This window comes from Micromonospora sp. NPDC049257 (genome assembly GCF_040678915.1).
Taxonomy (GTDB): domain Bacteria; phylum Actinomycetota; class Actinomycetes; order Mycobacteriales; family Micromonosporaceae; genus Micromonospora; species Micromonospora antibiotica.
Genome location: NZ_JBFAQU010000006.1, coordinates 278,452 through 295,003, shown reverse-complemented (window position 1 = coordinate 295,003; position 16,552 = coordinate 278,452). Strand labels below are relative to the sequence as shown.

Genomic DNA, 16,552 nt, shown 5'->3' with positions numbered 1-16,552 from the left:
GCTGGTTCCGCTGCCCAGGCAGGACCGACTGGTCGTCGAACCGATCGGTGGCCACATCGCGCCCGCCCGGACGCCACCCGGTCGACCGCCGGTGCCGGAGCACCGGGCTCGACGTCGAATCGATTCGGCAAGACCCTAGGTCGGAAAGTGAAATATGTCAATGCTGTGTCGAGCGGGTTGCCACCCGGGAACGTCCACCCGACGGCGACGAACCGCAGGCCACACGCACAGTTCCCCGACGCCCACGACGGGTCCGGTGCCCCCGGGGCCGGCGTCACCCGGCCCCGGGGAACGCCCGGTCAGTTGCGCAGGCTCCACTGCTGGTTGGTGCCGCCGTTGCACGACCAGAGGATGATCTTCGTGCCGTTGGCGGTGGCCGCGCCGTTCGCGTCGAGGCACAACCCCGACTGGCCGTTGGTCAGGGTGCCGTTGGCGTTGAGGTTCCACTGCTGGTTGGCCCCGCCGTGGCAGTCCCAGATGATGACGGCGGTGCCGTTGGACGTGCCCGCACCGCTCGCGTCCAGGCACTTGTTGCCGTACACGGTCAGCTGCCTGCCGGCGGAGTAGGTCCACTGCTGGCCGACGCCACCCGCGCAGTCCCACAACTGCACCTGCGTGCCGTTGGTGGTGCTGGCGTTGGGTACGTCCACGCAGCGGCCGGACTGGCCGCCCACCAGACGCCCACCCTGCTGGCCACTGCCGGTGCCCTGCTGCCGGACCAGCGAGCTGGACTCGGCCGACCGGTTGCCCTGCGCGTCCACCACGAACAGCCGGTACTCACCCTGGTTGGCGGGCACCGCGATGGACGTGGCGGTGCCCGTCGCCCGGGTCATCGTCGGACCGGCGGTGAAGGTGGTCGTGCCGGCAGGGGCGAGCCAGACCGTCCTGGCGGCGTCACCGGTGCTGCGGATCGGGATCGACGCCGTCGAGCTGGTGACGAAGGTGCTGGCCGGCAGGACGTGGTTCGGCAGGGAGAGGTTGCCCGCCGGGACGATGTCACGGTACGCGTCCTCCAGCCCCGAGGCGGCGGCGATGCCGTACGCCTGCGCCGGCCAGACATAGTCGGAGGAGACCAGGATGTCGCTGACCGTGCTGTTGGGCAGGTTCTTGTTGGACACCTTGTTGATCGGGCCGTAGATCTGGGTGATGCTCAGGTCGTGCTTGCGCCCGAAGTCGTCTGAGTTGATCATCCAGGTGATGTTCTTGTCCACGCTCAGCACGTTGTCGCGGAAGGTGATGTACGCCGAACCCTCGTCCGGGTGCAGGCCGTACTTGTGCCCGGACGGCACACCCTGGAGATAGTTGTTGGTGATCGTCGTCCCCGGCTGCGCGCCCAACGTGTAGATGGGTGCGGTGTCGCTGAGCCGCTGCACCGTGTCGATGATGTGGTTGTAGCTGATGGTGTTGTTCCGGGCCGTCGTGGTGGGCCGGTTCGGCGCGATCGAGCCCGATGACCCGTCGAAGTTCCACCAGCCCCAGCCGAGCGTGATACCCGACCACGGCGACTTCTCGATCCGGTTGCGCTGGATCGTCAGGGTGTCCACGAAGTACGCCGAGATGGGGCTGTGCCCGTTGAACAGCACCGCGCTGTCGTACAGGTAGTTGTTCTTGATGTCGATGTTCTTCGGCAGCCCCTCGACCTGCGGCAGCCACTTCTCCCGGTTGGTCGACGTCCCGTCGCCGATGTAGACGTGCTGGGGATGTCCGACGGTGATCGCGGAACCCGCGATGTCGTTGGTGAAGTTCCCGGTCAACTGGGTGCCCTGCACGTCGTTGACCATGTTGACGCCGTCCGCGCCGCTGTGCTGGATGCGGTTACGGTTGAGCAGGATGCCGTCGGCGTTCTCCACCTGGATCATGCCCGGGGTGACGTCGACGTTGCGGTAGTAGTAGTCGTGGAAGTTCCGCTTCGCGTACGCCTGCGCGCCGAGGTTGCCCTGCTGCGCCTGCTTGTACGACGAGCCGGCGACGGTGAACAGGTTCCAGTCGGAGTGCTGCACGGTGAGCCCGGCGAACGTGAGGTTGCGGGCGTGGTTGCTCGTCGACGTGCCGGCGACCCGCAGCAGGGTGGTCACATTGTTCGGCGCGAACACCGACGCGGTCGTCATGTTCTCGGCGCTGCTCTTGTAGTAGTAGAGGGTCCTGCTGCCCTTGTCGAAGAAGAACTCACCCGGCGCGTCCAGGAACTCGTAGGCGTTCATCAGTTTGTGGCTGCCGCCGGCCTGGGCGTTGCCGTTGAACGCGCCCTGGGCGATGGCGGCACCCGGCTGCTGGAACAGCGCCACCCGGTTCGCCCCGTCGGAGGTGACCTGGCGTACCCCGACGATGGCGGTGGTCCAGGTGGTCGCCGTCTCGATCTCGATGTCGTCGGCGTTGCGGGCGACGGCCGGAAAGTCGTTGAGGTTGTACTTCGCGCCGTCGCACTGCGAGCCCGACTCCCAGGCCCACGCCGCCTGCCCGGCCGTGATGTTGTAAGTCCCGTAGCAGCCCGCCGAGCCGACCGTCTTCGACGCCATGAACGCCCGCTTGTCGTTGACGTAGAGCGCGCGCAGCTTGTTGGCCCGGTCCAGCGGGGCCTTCCAGATGTTCCCGCTGTGCTGGGTCCACCCGGTCACCGGCACACCGCCGTCGAGCACCGGGGTCTCGCCGGGGTAGGCGGAATAGCTGACCCGGTAGCCGTTGCTGCCGGAGTCGGCCGCGCCGAACTCGATGGTGCTGGTCACCGGATACCGGCCACCCCGCAGGTAGACCTGGATGTCGCCGGTCATGTTCGCGTTCACTGTCCGCACGACGTCCCGGGCGCGTTGCATCGTCCGGAACGGCGACTGCATCGTGCCGGGATTGGCATCGCTGCCGTCCGGCGCGACGTAGTAGGTCTCCTGGACTGCCGCCGACGCCGGCAGTTGATTCGCGATCACGGCCGGGAACGCGGCGGCGACGAGCAACACGCCCGCCAGCAGCGACCTTCGGGCGGTGGAGAGGGCTGGTTTCACGTACCGTTCCTTTCGCAGGCCACCGACAGACATGTCCGCTGGACAGTCGTCCTGGGGGTGCGACAGTGAACCCGCCATGCGAACATGGGCCGCCGCGCCGGGAGACGGGGGCGCTCCGGGCGGGCTCGGCCGTTGGCGGGTTACTGGGAGACACCGTGACCGGCAGTGGCAAGGTGCACGTGTGAGCGACCGGCATCAACCGGCGACAGTCCCCCGCCACAGGGAACTCCCGCCGACCACCCGACCGCTCTTGCCCGTGGTCACGGAATTCTGCCCTGAAGCGTATGCGTCCGACCCATAGGCCGCAACCATCAATTGTCAACCACCTATGCGTAATCGTGACCGCAATGATCAGCCGAGAGACCGGGCGGCGGGTCGGCCCGCCAGCGGTGGCCCACCTGGCAGCCGGGTCGCGACCGCGTCAGGTCCGCTGGCCGGGCCAGGCGTCGCGGCCCTGTCGACGCGGGAGTGGACGTCCCCGGGAACTACCGGTCGTCGCGCCCACGACGCGACCGTTCGAACTCGGCGACATCCGACGTCCACGGGCCGTGCTGGTCGAGTGCGGCGCAGCCGCCACGGACGAAGGCACCCACCAGGGTCCGGTACCCGCCGATCCCGTCGACCAGGCGGTACTCGACCCGGTACTGCGGCGCCGACCCCGCCTCCCCGGGCCGCACCGTCGTGATCCGGGCGATGGAGTCCGCATAGAAGAGCAGCTGGATCCCCTCGCCCCGCTCCTCGTCCTCGATGGTGAACACCTCGTTGTCCCCGGCGGACCGATCGGCGACGAAGTCCCAGAACGCGGCGGAGGCGGTGCGGGGGCCGCCCCGCAGCCACGTCTGCTCGCCGCCCTTGTCGTCGGTGAACGACAGGGCGGTCTTCCGCGCGCTGTCGTCGCCCCCGGGGTGGTCGTCGGCAGCCTCGTCGTCGGCAGCCGGCGCGGTCCGGGAGCGGTCCGCAGCCTCCGAGCACATCAGGAAACTCACCGACCGCACCGCGTCAGCGACGAGTTCGGGGTACGCCCGGCGTACGGCCGCGTCGACCGTCGCCGTCATCCGCTCCCAGTCGCGCTTGTCCGTCGCCCGGTTCCCCCGACGCGGATCGAGGCCGATCCGCATCCCGGCGCACGCCTGCTCCGCAGTGGCGATCACGCCCATGACCTGGGGCAGCAGGGCGGGGTCGACGGCATCTGGCAGCCGCCGGGGCAACGTCGCGCCGTGCAGGTACTGGCCGGTGAACCGCAGGATCCCCGCATCGAGAGGCCCGAGGACCACCGCCCGCTCGGCGCGACGGCGGGCCGCCTGATGCTCCTGGGCGCGTCTCTCGTCCGGCTGCTCCGACGCCCCGCGCATCGCCGCGCAGACCTGACCGCGCTCCAGGAGGTCGATGTCGGCACCATGGGCGACGAGTCGGCTCCGGTCCCACCGGATGCGCCGGAAGAGCGCGTCGACGTCCGTGGGCGCGGACAGCAGGACCGGGTCGAGCAGCGCGACGGCAGCCTCCTCGTCGAGCCCGCCCCCGATTCCGGCGGCGTCGCACAGCGGAAGGAGCGCACTCCACAGCAGCAGGTGTCTGGCCAGGTCCTCCCGGATCACCGCGAGATGGGCCTCGCCGATCGGGACCGTGAACGTCCGCGGCTCGTGGTTGGCGTCGGCCCCGGCGGCGAGCGTCAGCTCCAGCGCACCGTTCGCACGGATCACCTGCGGAAGCCAGCCGCTGCCACGGCGCGCGAAGACGACCTCACGCACCGCTCGCACCCCCTCGGAACCGTACCGGCTGGACCCGACCGGGTGAGGTCCCCAGCGTCTGGCGACCCACCCGGCACCCGGTGCTCACGACCACCTGGCGCACTCGGCGTCGAGGCGTGGTTCGGTCCGCACCCAGACCTCGCCCCCGGCGGCCCCGGCCGGGGCGTCGACCCGTTCGAGACCGAGGAACCCGATCAGCTGGAGCAGTTCGGCCCGCTCGGCCCGGTCGTCGTCGACACCGTGCGATTCGAAGAAGACGTGGTACTCGCCGCTCGGGTCGACGCAGCCCGAGTCCGCCCAGATCCGGGCGACCTCCACGATCGCCGCCGCTTCCGTCGCGAACGTGGCGGCGCGGGCCACGCCCCGGGCCTCCGGTGACGCGTCGAGGTCGGCGCGGTCGGGGAACCACTGGCCGAAGCGGTCGAGGCCGCCGTACCCGTTCTCGAAGAACAGCATCGCGCCCGGCAGGTAGCGGTTGGCCCGGTCGGTCCGAAGGTGTTCCGACCGGGGCTGGTCCCCGCGCCTGATCCGGGAGATCACCCCCGCCCGGGGCATGAGCACCACGCGCTGCCCCGCCGCCTCGTCCTCGATGGTGTAGGTGTCGCAGTCCCGCCCCCGGAAGAATGCCGAGAACGCCAGGTACGCCTCCTGCGGGTCACCCACCGAGACGTGTTCGTCACTGCCGTCCCCGGCGGTGAAGACGAACCGCTTCGGTCCGGGCTCGTAAGGGCGGGCCATGCGCGTCCTTCGTTCGCGGGTGACAGCTCCACCGGGCGGTGGACCAGGGCAGACATGCCTGCGGCCTTGATCATAGGCATGCCTGGCCCGGTGGTCCTGTGCTGGCGGTCAGCCGCCGGCCCGCGCAGGGCGGCGGGCGCTCAGTGCCGGCGCTGCGGCAGGACGAGCAGCGTCACGGAGTTCGCCGGGTATGTCGCGCTGACGCCGCCCCGGGTCACCCGGAGATCCGCACCCCGGACGATCGAGGTGAGGTCGGCCGGGCCGTAGGTGAACCGCTGCGCCCGGTCCCCGCCGCGGAGGCCGGGGAGCGCCAACCGGGACGTCAGGTCACCGCCCGTCTTGTTGACCACCATCACGGTCAGTGCCCGGTCGGACGAGCGCTGCGCGGCATAGACCGCGAGCTGCCCCTGGTCGCTGCTGACCGCCGAGACACTCACGTCGCCGAACCTGCTGCCGACGCCGTCGTAGTTCCGGTACATCCGGAAGGCGTACGCGCCGGGGTCGGTCGGTTTCGGCTCGCCCCAGATCGTGGCCAGGTCCAGCCCCTCGCGGCCGAAGATGCCGAGGACGTCGGCCTGGGCGAGCGCGCCGTTGATGTCGTCCAGCGCACCCCAGTTGTATTCGGTGATGGCGACCTTCGTGCCCGGGTAGTGCTGGGCGACCCACGCCTTCATCTGCCGGATGAACTGCAACGGCGGCGCGTTGACCCCGCCCGGCCCGATCCACGACTCGTCGACGTACGTCGGGTCCCACAGCGACCGGGTGGACCGCAGCCGCAGCGCGTTGGCATCCGGGTCCTTACCGCCGCTGATCTGCGGGTAGTAGTGCTGGTCGAAGTAGTCGAGGAAGCGCTTCCCGCCATGGGCGTCGCTGAAGTCCTTCATGTTCTTCAGGTACCACTGGGAGAGGTTGAGCCCGCCGTGCGCCGCCGCGTCCGCACCCGGCGCGCAGCCGTCCACACCGGACGCCACCCACTCGCAGTATCCCCAGCCGGACGGGCCGAGCACCGCCGCATGCGGGTCGGCGGCCTTGATGGCAGCGGCGGTCGCGGTGCCCTTGCCACCCAACTCGTCGTAGCTCACCGGCTCGGGATGCACGTCACGGTGGGTGGAATTCCACAGGACCGGCTCGTTGTCGAGTTCGTAGATCTTCACGCCCCCGCGTGCCGCCGGGCCGAACTGGCTCACGAGATGGGACACCATCTCCCCGGCGAACGACGCGCCGGCCGGGATGGAGGTGTCCGTGGGAACCGCGCCGGTCAGGTTCGCGTCGGCACGCCGACCGTTGCCGCAGTTGGGGTCCCACTGGTCGAACGAGTCCTGCTCCGGGAAGCGGGTGGCAGGGAAGCCGCAGGCGAACGGGTGCGACGAGGGCGAGTCCTTCGCCACCCAGCCGATCAACGGCACGGCGACCACCTGTTTCGTCCCGTGGTCCCGGTTGCGCTGGACGAACGCCTCGACCGTGTTGTCGGGCCCGGCGACGATGTTCTCGAAGTACCAGTCGCTACCCGTGTTGTAGGTGTGGTTCTTGAAGTTGTAGCGGCTGCTCGCGTTACCGCCCCAGCGGGCCACCGGCGTGTCGAGCTCGGCGACGAGGGCGGGGTCTCCGCCGTTCATGCCGTAGATGTCGGGGCTGATCCGGTGCCGGGCGGCGGACACGTCCACGGTCAGGGTGAGATCAGCGGCGGCGGCCGCCGGGCCGACGCCCGCCTGGGTGGTCAACAACCCCACCACGAGAGAGCCGGCCACCCCGATCACCGTGGCCGGTCGTGGCCTGCGCCGTCGTCGCACACCCATCAGAGTCTCCTGCCGCCGATCGGCCCAGAGTAGCCGAACCGTCACCCACATTACGTGTCGTCCAGATCAAGTCAATCGATTCATTCAATTGACATGCGACGATCTTAATTGCTGCCGCCATCGCCATGCGGACGGCAATCAGGGAGGCGGAAAGGGCCGACGGCTACCGTGCCCGGCTCCGTCCCCGGTCACCGGGCAACGGCATTTCGGCCGTCCGGGTGCCGGCTGTGGGCAGCTAGGGCCGAACCGGGTCCTGGCGCGGCAGCTCGGCTGACAGGACCTTGAAGTAGCGCAACGGCGACCATGCCTGCCGGTCGCCGATGACATAGAGCCGGCGCTTGGCCCGGCTCACCGCGACGTTGAGCAGGTTGGGCCTGCTCGACGCCCACCGGCGGGCACCCACCCGGTCCGGCGCACCGCCGAGCACCAACACGACGATGTCGGCCTGCTTGCCCTGTGCCGTGTGGACGGTGCCGGCGACCAGACCGGGATAGCGCCGGGCCCGCCTGCCGACCTCGCGGGCGACGTCCCGGAACGGCCCGATCACCATGACCTCGGACATGTCGAAGTCCAGCTCGGCGAGGGTGGCGAGGATACGGTCGAGCTGCCGGCCCTGGTCGGGAATCCAGTGGCCCTGCGCGCCGGTGCCCGCGACGTCGATCCACTTCGACGGGGGCAGCGTCGGGTAGACGAGCTGGAAGCGGTCCGCTGCCCCGGTGCCGGTGCCATCGATCATCAGACCGCCGTAGGCGACCTGGTTGACGATGTTGAACATCGGCTGGTCGCAGCGCCGGTGCACGGTCAGCGGCACACCCACCCAGGTCGGGTCGTCGTCACCGTCCAGCCAGGTGCCCAACGGCGTGAGCCGGTCGGCGAGACGCTGGACGGAGGTACGGCTGGTCAGCCACTGCTCGTCCACCGCCTGCTCGGTCCGGATCGCCTGTTCGGTGCGGAACGGCAGGGTGGTGATCGGCTCCAGTTGCAACGGGTCGCCGACGACCACCGCACGCCTGGTGCGCCAGAGCGCCCCGACCGCGTTCTGTGGTGTCGCCTGCCCGGCCTCGTCGATGAGCAGCCAACCGAGCGCTTCCCTGCCGAGGTGACCGAACACCCGGGCGTACGAGGCGAAGGTGGTGGACACCACCGGCACCACGAAGAAGAGGCTCTGCCAGGCCGCCAGCGCCGCATCGGGGGCCAGATCGGTGGGGGCGTCGCCGCCTACGAGATCCATCGCAGCCTGCAGGTTGCGTCGCAGCCGGGTGGCGTTGTGTCGCAGGAACGCTTTGTGCAGCGCCAGGGCCGCCAGGAACAGGTCGCTACGCGCCTCGTTCCACTCCCGGTCGGTCCAGAGCGCCGCCAACTCCCGGCGCTGGCGGTCGGCGTGCCATTCGGGGTCGGGAAAGTGCCGGCCGAGCGCGCCCGCAGCCCGCCTCAGCCGCGCCTGGAGGGTGGAGAGGTCGGCCTCGGCCGCCCGGATCGCGTCCTCGGCCGCGCGGTGGGCCTGGACGGCCGTGGAGAGTTCCTGTTCCGCCGACGCCACCGTCCGCCTGGCCGCGGTCAGCGGCGCGTGGTCGACCCGCGGCTTGGGTATGCCCGCCGCCAGCATGCGTCGGATCTCGTCCGCCTGCCGCCGGGCGGTGTCCACCGCCCGCTGCACCACGTCGATCTCCACCTGCACGGCAGCCCGCTCCGCCCGGGCCGCGTCCAGCGCGACCTGGGCCTGCCGGACCCCGGCCAGGAGCTGACCGTCGTGGTACGACCAGCGCCGTCGTGCCTCGCCGAGGGTACGCAACCACTCCCACGGGCCGGGCCGCACCCGTTGGTGCGCCGCCTGCGCGGTCAACCACCGGCTCAGCTCCGCCTCACTCGACCACAGGGCCCGCTCGGCGGTGGCCCTGCGGCCGGTGCTCAGGTGCTCGACCTGACGCTCGGCCGTCGCGAGGGTCTGGTCGGCAGCCGCCGCGCGACGGCGGGCGTCCCGTTCGGCCTCGGCCTGGAGGGCCGACGCGATCCGGTCGGCCTCGGCCACCCGCTCGCGCTCGGTGTCCAACGCCACCCCGTGGCGACGCCGTGCCGACTCGACCGAACCCGCCGCCACCTTCACGGCGTGCCGCAGCTCGGCAAGGTGGAGCTCGGGATGCTCCCGGCGCTCGACGTCGCGGTACACCTCGGCCCGCTTCGTACGCACCGCCTCGACCCGTGCCTGCGCGGCACGGAACCGCGACACCGCAGTCGACCACGGGACCTCCGGGCCCGTCTGCTCGTACCCTTTCAGCACCGACAGCAGGCCGGACCAGATGTGGCCCTCGCTGGCTCCCTTCCGGGGCTCGTCCGGGGTGTGGTACCAGAACGTGTTGACGAACCGGCTCCGGTTGGCCTTGTTCCCCAGCCGCGCCGCGACCAGGGCCCATGCCCGCTCGCCGACCTGCGGTTGCTCGGCATCCGGCTGACCGGCCAACAGTGCCGTGGCGATGTCGGGAAAGTAGTCGGCCGCCGCCGCCCGTTCCCGCCACGAGTCATCGATCGCGTCAGTGGCGGGAATCTCGTCGGTGACGTTCTGCACGGCACCGTTGTTGGCCGAGGCGACAACCATCTCGAAGCCCGTGAGGTCGGGCTGCCACACGTCGACGACCCGCGTACGTTGTCCTGTGCTCCAGCGGAGCTGCCGTCCGGTGAACGCCCGGGCCGGATCGGTCAGCGCGGCCAGCCGCCGGGCCCGCTCGACGACGAGCGCCGCGACGAGGTCGCGCAGCATCGTGGTCTTGCCGGTGCCCGGCGGGCCGTTGACGCCGAGAATCCCGGCGGTCATGCCCAGCGCGGTGCAGACGGCCACCTGCTGGTTGAGCGCGAGCGCGTGCTCGGGATGGCTGGGCCACCGCCCCGCCGGCACCACCGCTGGTGCCGTCGCCGCCAACACGGCGTCGACACGGTCGCACACGTCCACCCGGCCGGCGGTGGCGAGATCGGCCTCGGGCTGCAGATAGTCGCGCAGTGCGACGCCGACCTCACCCTTGGCGATCTTTCCTGCGACCCGCTCCAGGTCGTACATGATGAAGCTGTTGAGAAACGCGTGGCCCGCGGCGCTGTCCGGGCTGCGACGGGCCACGAGCTGGCTCTTGATCCGGATGTCGGTACAGGGTAGGGCTGCGCCGATCCCGGCCACCCCCAGGGCCAGACGCAGGCAGTCGGCGAGCAGGCCGTGGTCCACCACCCGCGGGACCATCTGCGGCGCACAGTCCTCCGTACCGTCGGTGGTCACGGTCACCAACTCCTGGAGCGACTCGTGGAGATCCGCGGTGGCGGACTCGAACCGCGCGAGCCAGTCGCCTCTGGCACGCCTGTCCCGCACCAACCGGCCGGTCGCCCAGGCGCAGCTCGACAGCACCAGCGAGTCGAGCAACACGTGCCCCTGCTCGTCGACCGTCAGAGCGACGACGGCGCTCTCCCCCGCCGGCCTTTCGTCGTAGCTGTCCGGGTCCGGTTCGAATATCCGGGACAGCACCCCGAACAGTTCGTCGAGACGGTGGATGCCCAGATACACGACGTGTCGCCACGTCTGGTTCGGGCGCAGCTTCCACCGCGAGAGCTCGTGACCCGCCTCCCACGGCAACGGCTGTCCCGGCTGGACCGCGAAGACCAACCGGTCCCGGCTGACCCGCTCGACGCTCTGCGGACTGAACATCTCCACGGTTCGCCAGAACCTGACAACCTCTGCCTGTGCGGCCTGCGCGCTCCGTCGCAACACCACTCCGATCGTCGATCAGATCGTGCCCGGGCGGAGGATCGTATCGTTCGCAGAACGCCGGCGGGCACCCGATGAGGCTCGTACGGGGGCACCGGATCTCGGTCGACTCCGTCCTTGTCGTCAAGTCCCGAGTCCTGTGTGGACACCGGTTTTCCTCCGCGCCCATCGTGACCGGGCCCGGCACGATGAAAGCCTCGTTGTTGGGGGATTCGCTTTCGCCTCGGGATGGTAGAAACGAACCGACCGACCGGTGTGCCCAGCGGAGGGTGAATGGGTGTCTGACATCGCGGACCCGAGCCGGCATCTCGTCCTCACCGTGGACGTGGAGCGGTACAGCGGGCGGGACAACGTGCTCCAGTGGCGTGTCCAGCAGGCCCTGCCGAGGATCATGCAGCGGGCCCGGGAGGAGCTGGGCCTACGCCCGGATGGCTGGCTGGTCCAGCCGAGCGGCGACGGGCAGCTCGCGATCCTGCCGCAGGGCACCAGTGAGCGGACGATCGTGACCCGACTGGCACCGACCGTGGACCGGCTGCTCCGCGAGCACAACCATGGACTGGCCCCCGAGGCCCGCATCCGACTACGGATCGGCGTCCACGAGGGCCTGGTCCACCTCGACGGCGACAACGGCTTTCCCGGCGAGGCCGTCGTCACGGCCTGCCGACTGGTCGACTCTCCACAGCTCAAGGCCACCCTGCGACGGTTTCCCGAGGCGCAGGTCGCACTGATCGTGTCGGACCGGCTCTACCAGGATGTCGTCCGGCACTACGGTGACCTGCGGCCAGAGCACTTCCTGCGGGTGACCGCCAGCCTGCCGGAAAAGAGCTTCGACGCCGTCGCCTGGATCCACCTGCCTGGCGAGAACGCCGCCGCAGAACAGCCCTCCCCCGCCACCACCCCGGTCCAGCCCTCCGCCGGCGGTCAGACCTTCCAGCACATCACGGCGCACGGGCCGACGGCGTTCGGCAACGGCAACGTGATCACCACGTACGGTTCCGCCGGCAGCGCGACCCCGCACCGGCCCTGGTGATGGCGCAGGACCGTCCCCGCACCGACCAGGTGGCACCGTCACCCGGGCCGGGCACCGGCATCCACCAGGCCAGCTACTCCGGGATCACCACCCACGGGCCGGCCGCCTTCGGTGACCACAACATCGTCAACCAGGTCAGCTACCGGAGCGCCCCGCCCACGCACGCCGACGACGTGCTGGTGTCGAAGGCCCTGGAGGCCCTGGCGGGACAGGTGGAGACCGAGCGACGGCGGGACGAGGAGCGCAGCCAGGTGCTGCGACGCCCGCTGCCCGTCCGCTGGGCGGTGACCGCCGCCGCCGGCTCGGCGATGGCCGACGTCGACTGGTCGTCCATCGGGGTCACCGACGACCAGCTCCCGGCTGGCGGGTTGGACGACCTCGCCGGTCTTCTCGCCCGGCGGCTACCGCACCGCCGGCTGGTGATCCTGGGTACGGCCGGGGCGGGCAAGACCGTGCTGGCCACCCGGCTCGTGCGCGGGCTGCTCCGGGAACGCCTGGCCGGCCAGCCGGTCCCGGTGCTGCTGCCCGCCGACACCTGGCACCCGGGCGAGCAGCACCTGCGGGAGTGGATGGCGCAGCGGCTGACCCAGGACCACCCCCACCTGGGGACACCGGCCCCGGGCCGCTCGCGCACCCGTCGGACGATGGCCACCCACCTGATCGAGAGTCGGCTGGTGCTGCCGGTCCTTGACGGGTTGGACATGATCGGCGACGGGCTGCTCGGCACAGCGCTCAGCGAGCTGAACAGCCTCGGCACGGGAGAACCGCTGGTGGTGACCAGCCGCATCGAGCCGTACGAGGGCGCGGTCCGGATCGCCGGCTGCGGGTTGTCCGGGGCTGCGGTGGTGGAGGTGCTGCCCCTCAGGCTGACCGAGGTCCGGGACTACCTCGCCCCCGCAGGCGGAACCGGGCGGTGGCACCGGGCCTTCGCCGAGTTGGCCAACGAACCGGACGCCCCGCTCGCCCAGGCCCTGCGGACGCCGCTGATGGCCTGGCTGGCCCGCACCAGCTACCCGACAGCGACACCCACGACCGTCACCGCCGACCCGGCCACCACCGTCGCCGATCCGCACGAGCTGGGCGACCGGGCCCGTTTTCCGGGCCGGGACGCCATCGCCGACCATCTCATCGACGGTCTGCTGCCGGCGGTCTATCCGGCCGAGCCGACCCCGACCAGCCGCCGGGACTCCGACGAACGGTGGCACCGTCAGGAGGTGGAACGGGCGCTGGTCTTCCTGGCCCGGCATCTGCGCCAGAACGGCACCCACGAGATCGCCTGGTGGCGACTCGACCGGGCGATCCAGCACCAACGAACCCTGTGGACCCCGCTGCTCATCGCGCTCTACGGACTGTTCTTCGGGCTCGGACACAGCCTGACCGCCGGCCTGGCGATGGGGACGCTCCTGGGCCTGATCGGGGCGAGCCGGCGGGCCCGCACCAGGCTGGGCTGGGTCGCCAGCGAGACCCCGTACCGCACGAAGATGAGCTTCCGCCGGCTCCGGGCCACCCTCTGGTACGTCCTCGTCTCCACCACCAAGCTGGCCGTGCCGCTGCTGGCGGGGCTGGTCCTGCTGACCGTGCCGGGGGCCGGTCCGCTGGTCATCACGGCGGGCGTGCTCCTGCTGCTGACGGCAGCCGCCCTACTCGTCCGGCAGACCCGGCGGCGCAGAGAACGCGACCTGACCCGGGAACTCGTGGTACCTGCCGACCCGTCCCGCGCCGTCAGTCCGACCTCGACGTTGCGCGGCGACCGGGCGGCGGGGCTGATGGTCGCGCCGCCGGCGATCCTGCTCGGCGCGACGCCGGCGATCCTGCTCGGCACCGTCCGCCCGATGCTGGCCGCGACCGCGTTCATCATCGGTTGGATCGGCGCTGGCGCCTGGGCCAGATACACGGTCGCCCGGGCCGTCCTCGCGACCCGGGGGCACCTGCCGTGGCGGACCATGGCCTTCCTCGACGACGCGGTCGACCGGGGCGTGCTGCGGCGGGTCGGTGCCACGTACCAGTTCCGGCACCCCCGGCTCCGCGACCGGCTGGCCGAGCATCCCCGGTGACCGCCCCACCTGGTGCGAAGCCAGCAATCGAAGACGCCCGCCTGGCCGGAGCGCCAGGTGCACCGATGTAGGCCCCGGTCCACGCGGGCACGGAACGATCCAACGGCTCCCGAGCACCCACCGAGACACCGTGCCATGAACAGAAACGCCAAAAAGCTCCGACCCAGGGTGAAACCCCAGGTCAGAGCTTTTTTGGTGGTGCGCCGCCAGGGACTCGAACCCCGAACCCGCGGTTACCGAAAGTAGCTGCCCCGACATTGTCGTCGCCTGTCGAGAATTGGCACTGAGCTGCCCAGACATGCCCACGCAATGATCGCTCCCTGCCACTGCTTGTCACCCGCTGAAGTGGATTTTCGGGGGGTAAAAGCGGGGTGGCCGACAGCGCGTTGCCATGATCCATCGACCCCTGCTCAGGGTCGGGCACCATCGGCACATCGACGACCAGCGTCCGCCCTCATCGCAACCCGCCCGCGATCGGCAGGGGTTCGTATCGGCGGGGAGATCAATACCGAAACCCCACCGCCACAGTGCATCGACGACGACGTAGCTATCGAATTTCGACCGCAGCTGCGGGTGATATGGACCTTCCCGACCGCCTCGCCTGGTCCCCTGGCTGGTGCGCCGAAGCGAATCGCGCGTGCCGAGGCGGCAATCGAACCGTCAACCTACGCTGCCCGAATCTCACGGCTCCCGGCTTGTCAACATTCACTACGAGCTGCCACTGAGCTGCACAAACACGATCGCGGAATGGGCCATGATTATCACCGGCAGTCGACGGTCAGCAGGGGTTTTCGGGGTAAACGGGGGGCCGTTGACCCGTACCGGGACGATCACGGCCCCTCCAGGGACACCCTATCCGGGCGGCCGTCGCCCCGAAAGCCGGACCGTCATAGGACCCCGGACCGCCCGAATAAGTCCAGCTGATGCGGCATACCCAATCAAGCGATCCGCGCCCGGCGCAGTGGCCGGGCGCAGCTCCCGCTCGGCGGCGACCAGGTCCGCCAGGTGGTAGGTGTTGCGATCCTCGCCCGGCGCGGTGGCCGGGCGCAGCAGTAGCGGGCCTCCGCCGACTCGCCCTTGTACCCGTTGTTGCGATCCTCGCCCGGCGCGGTGGCCGGGCGCAGCTGGTAGCTGGTGGCGGAGATCGTCGCCCCGGCCCCGTCGTTGCGATCCTCGCCCGGCGCGGTGGCCGGGCGCAGCCCGGAGTGTCGGCGCTGCCCCGGGTCGCGAAGTGCGGTTGCGATCCTCGCCCGGCGCGGTGGCCGGGCGCAGCTTGATGTCGATGACGACCCTGTCGTAGGGGTACGACTCGTTGCGATCCTCGCCCGGCGCGGTGGCCGGGCGCAGCAGCCGGTCGGCGATCACGTCGGCCGGGTCGTCGAGCCGGTTGCGATCCTCGCCCGGCGCGGTGGCCGGGCGCAGCCCTTGTCGCCGACTCGGTCGTCGAGCACCGATCGGGGTTGCGATCCTCGCCCGGCGCGGTGGCCGGGCGCAGCCGTCGGCGGTCGGCTCGTGGTTCGTCAACACCCTGTGGTTGCGATCCTCGCCCGGCGCGGTGGCCGGGCGCAGCTGGCATCCTCGGATTCGGCCTGAATCCAGATTCCGTAGGTGTTGCGATCCTCGCCCGGCGCGGTGGCCGGGCGCAGCTATCCCGGTCGCCAAGTACGACCGGGCGAACGCGGCATGGTTGCGATCCTCGCCCGGCGCGGTGGCCGGGCGCAGCCCGGCATCACCTTCACCGGTCGCTACAACTACGACCCGTTGCGATCCTCGCCCGGCGCGGTGGCCGGGCGCAGCGTGCCGGAGGGCGGCCGAAGTCGCCGACCGCTGATCCGGTTGCGATCCTCGCCCGGCGCGGTGGCCGGGCGCAGCGCGATCGGTGCACGGTTCACCGGCTGACCGCCCGGCGGTTGCGATCCTCGCCCGGCGCGATGGCCGGGCGCAGCCACCCTGGGGGGCAAGGTCGCCTTGCCCCCTCGGGGTGTTGCGATCCTCGCCCGGCGCGGTGGCCGGGCGCAGCCCGGGGCCGGGGCCGGCTTGGGCTGGTTGCGCTGGGCGTTGCGATCCTCGCCCGGCGCGGTGGCCGGGCGCAGCAGTGCAGGCGACACCCTCACCCCCGTCCACCCGAACCCGTTGCGATCCTCGCCCGGCGCGGTGGCCGGGCGCAGCGCCGAGGCCGAGCGCACCGGCCGGGAAGTGGCGGAAGCCGTTGCGATCCTCGCCCGGCGCGGTGGCCGGGCGCAGCACGCTCCGACTCGTCGACCGCCCGGGTCACGTAGCCGTAGTTGCGATCCTCGCCCGGCGCGGTGGCCGGGCGCAGCCCGCAGCCGTGCTCGAAAGGCCTGCGGTGCAGCTGCCAGTTGCGATCCTCGCCCGGCGCGGTGGCCGGGCGCAGCACACCGCTTCCGCGGCCGTCCCGGCCCCTGCTTCGGGGTGTTGCGATCCTCGCCC

7 protein-coding genes, 1 tRNA gene and 1 CRISPR repeat array are annotated in these 16,552 nt (G+C 70.9%); of the genes, 2 read left to right on the top strand and 6 right to left on the bottom strand.

What is annotated here, in order from left to right; translation table 11 throughout:
• Nucleotides 1-299: 299 nt before the first annotated feature.
• The 5 genes from AB0K25_RS13070 to AB0K25_RS13050 form a co-directional block, all read right to left on the bottom strand.
• A complete protein-coding gene (locus tag AB0K25_RS13070; RefSeq protein WP_219467928.1) occupies nt 300-2,993 on the bottom strand; it encodes an RICIN domain-containing protein in 2,694 nt (897 codons plus the stop codon).
• Between the two features lie 485 nt (nt 2,994-3,478).
• Complete coding sequence (locus tag AB0K25_RS13065; protein ID WP_357534715.1) at nt 3,479-4,741, bottom strand: DUF6357 family protein; 1,263 nt, start codon at nt 4,739-4,741, stop codon at nt 3,479-3,481.
• 84 nt (nt 4,742-4,825) lie between these two features.
• Nucleotides 4,826-5,479: a hypothetical protein gene (locus tag AB0K25_RS13060; RefSeq protein ID WP_219467923.1), complete on the bottom strand. Its 654-nt coding sequence runs from the start codon at nt 5,477-5,479 to the stop codon at nt 4,826-4,828.
• A gap of 140 nt (nt 5,480-5,619) precedes the next feature.
• Nucleotides 5,620-7,227, bottom strand: a complete 1,608-nt coding sequence (locus tag AB0K25_RS13055) for a glycoside hydrolase family 44 protein (protein WP_308291039.1) — start codon at nt 7,225-7,227, stop codon at nt 5,620-5,622.
• A 283-nt stretch (nt 7,228-7,510) separates the two neighbouring features.
• Nucleotides 7,511-10,957: an ATP-binding protein gene (locus AB0K25_RS13050; RefSeq protein WP_363820242.1), complete on the bottom strand. Its 3,447-nt coding sequence runs from the start codon at nt 10,955-10,957 to the stop codon at nt 7,511-7,513.
• Between the two features lie 337 nt (nt 10,958-11,294).
• Here AB0K25_RS13050 and AB0K25_RS13045 point away from each other — a divergent pair, with 337 nt between their 5' ends.
• Both AB0K25_RS13045 and AB0K25_RS13040 read left to right on the top strand, forming a co-directional pair.
• Nucleotides 11,295-12,047, top strand: coding sequence for a hypothetical protein (locus AB0K25_RS13045; RefSeq protein WP_357534717.1), 753 nt, complete (start codon nt 11,295-11,297; stop codon nt 12,045-12,047).
• Entirely contained in the window at nt 12,047-14,101 is a 2,055-nt protein-coding gene (locus AB0K25_RS13040) for a hypothetical protein (protein WP_363820213.1), read from the top strand. Before AB0K25_RS13045 ends, AB0K25_RS13040 begins: the two co-directional genes overlap by 1 nt.
• Before the next feature lie 196 nt (nt 14,102-14,297).
• Here the strand turns inward: AB0K25_RS13040 and AB0K25_RS13035 are convergent.
• Nucleotides 14,298-14,391, bottom strand: a tRNA-Pro gene (locus AB0K25_RS13035).
• A 649-nt stretch (nt 14,392-15,040) separates the two neighbouring features.
• Nucleotides 15,041-16,497: a CRISPR direct-repeat array (repeat unit 37 nt; unit sequence GTTGCGATCCTCGCCCGGCGCGGTGGCCGGGCGCAGC).
• Between the last annotated feature and the right edge of the window lie 55 nt (nt 16,498-16,552).

What these genes read in the sequence shown, in the direction of transcription:
- AB0K25_RS13040 (WP_363820213.1), top strand. Translation starts at nt 12,047, where the DNA reads ATGGCGCAGGACCGTCCCCGCACCGACCAGGTGGCACCGTCACCCGGG.
- AB0K25_RS13050 (WP_363820242.1), bottom strand. Translation starts at nt 10,957, where the DNA reads ATGTTCAGTCCGCAGAGCGTCGAGCGGGTCAGCCGGGACCGGTTGGTC.
- AB0K25_RS13060 (WP_219467923.1), bottom strand. Translation starts at nt 5,479, where the DNA reads ATGGCCCGCCCTTACGAGCCCGGACCGAAGCGGTTCGTCTTCACCGCC.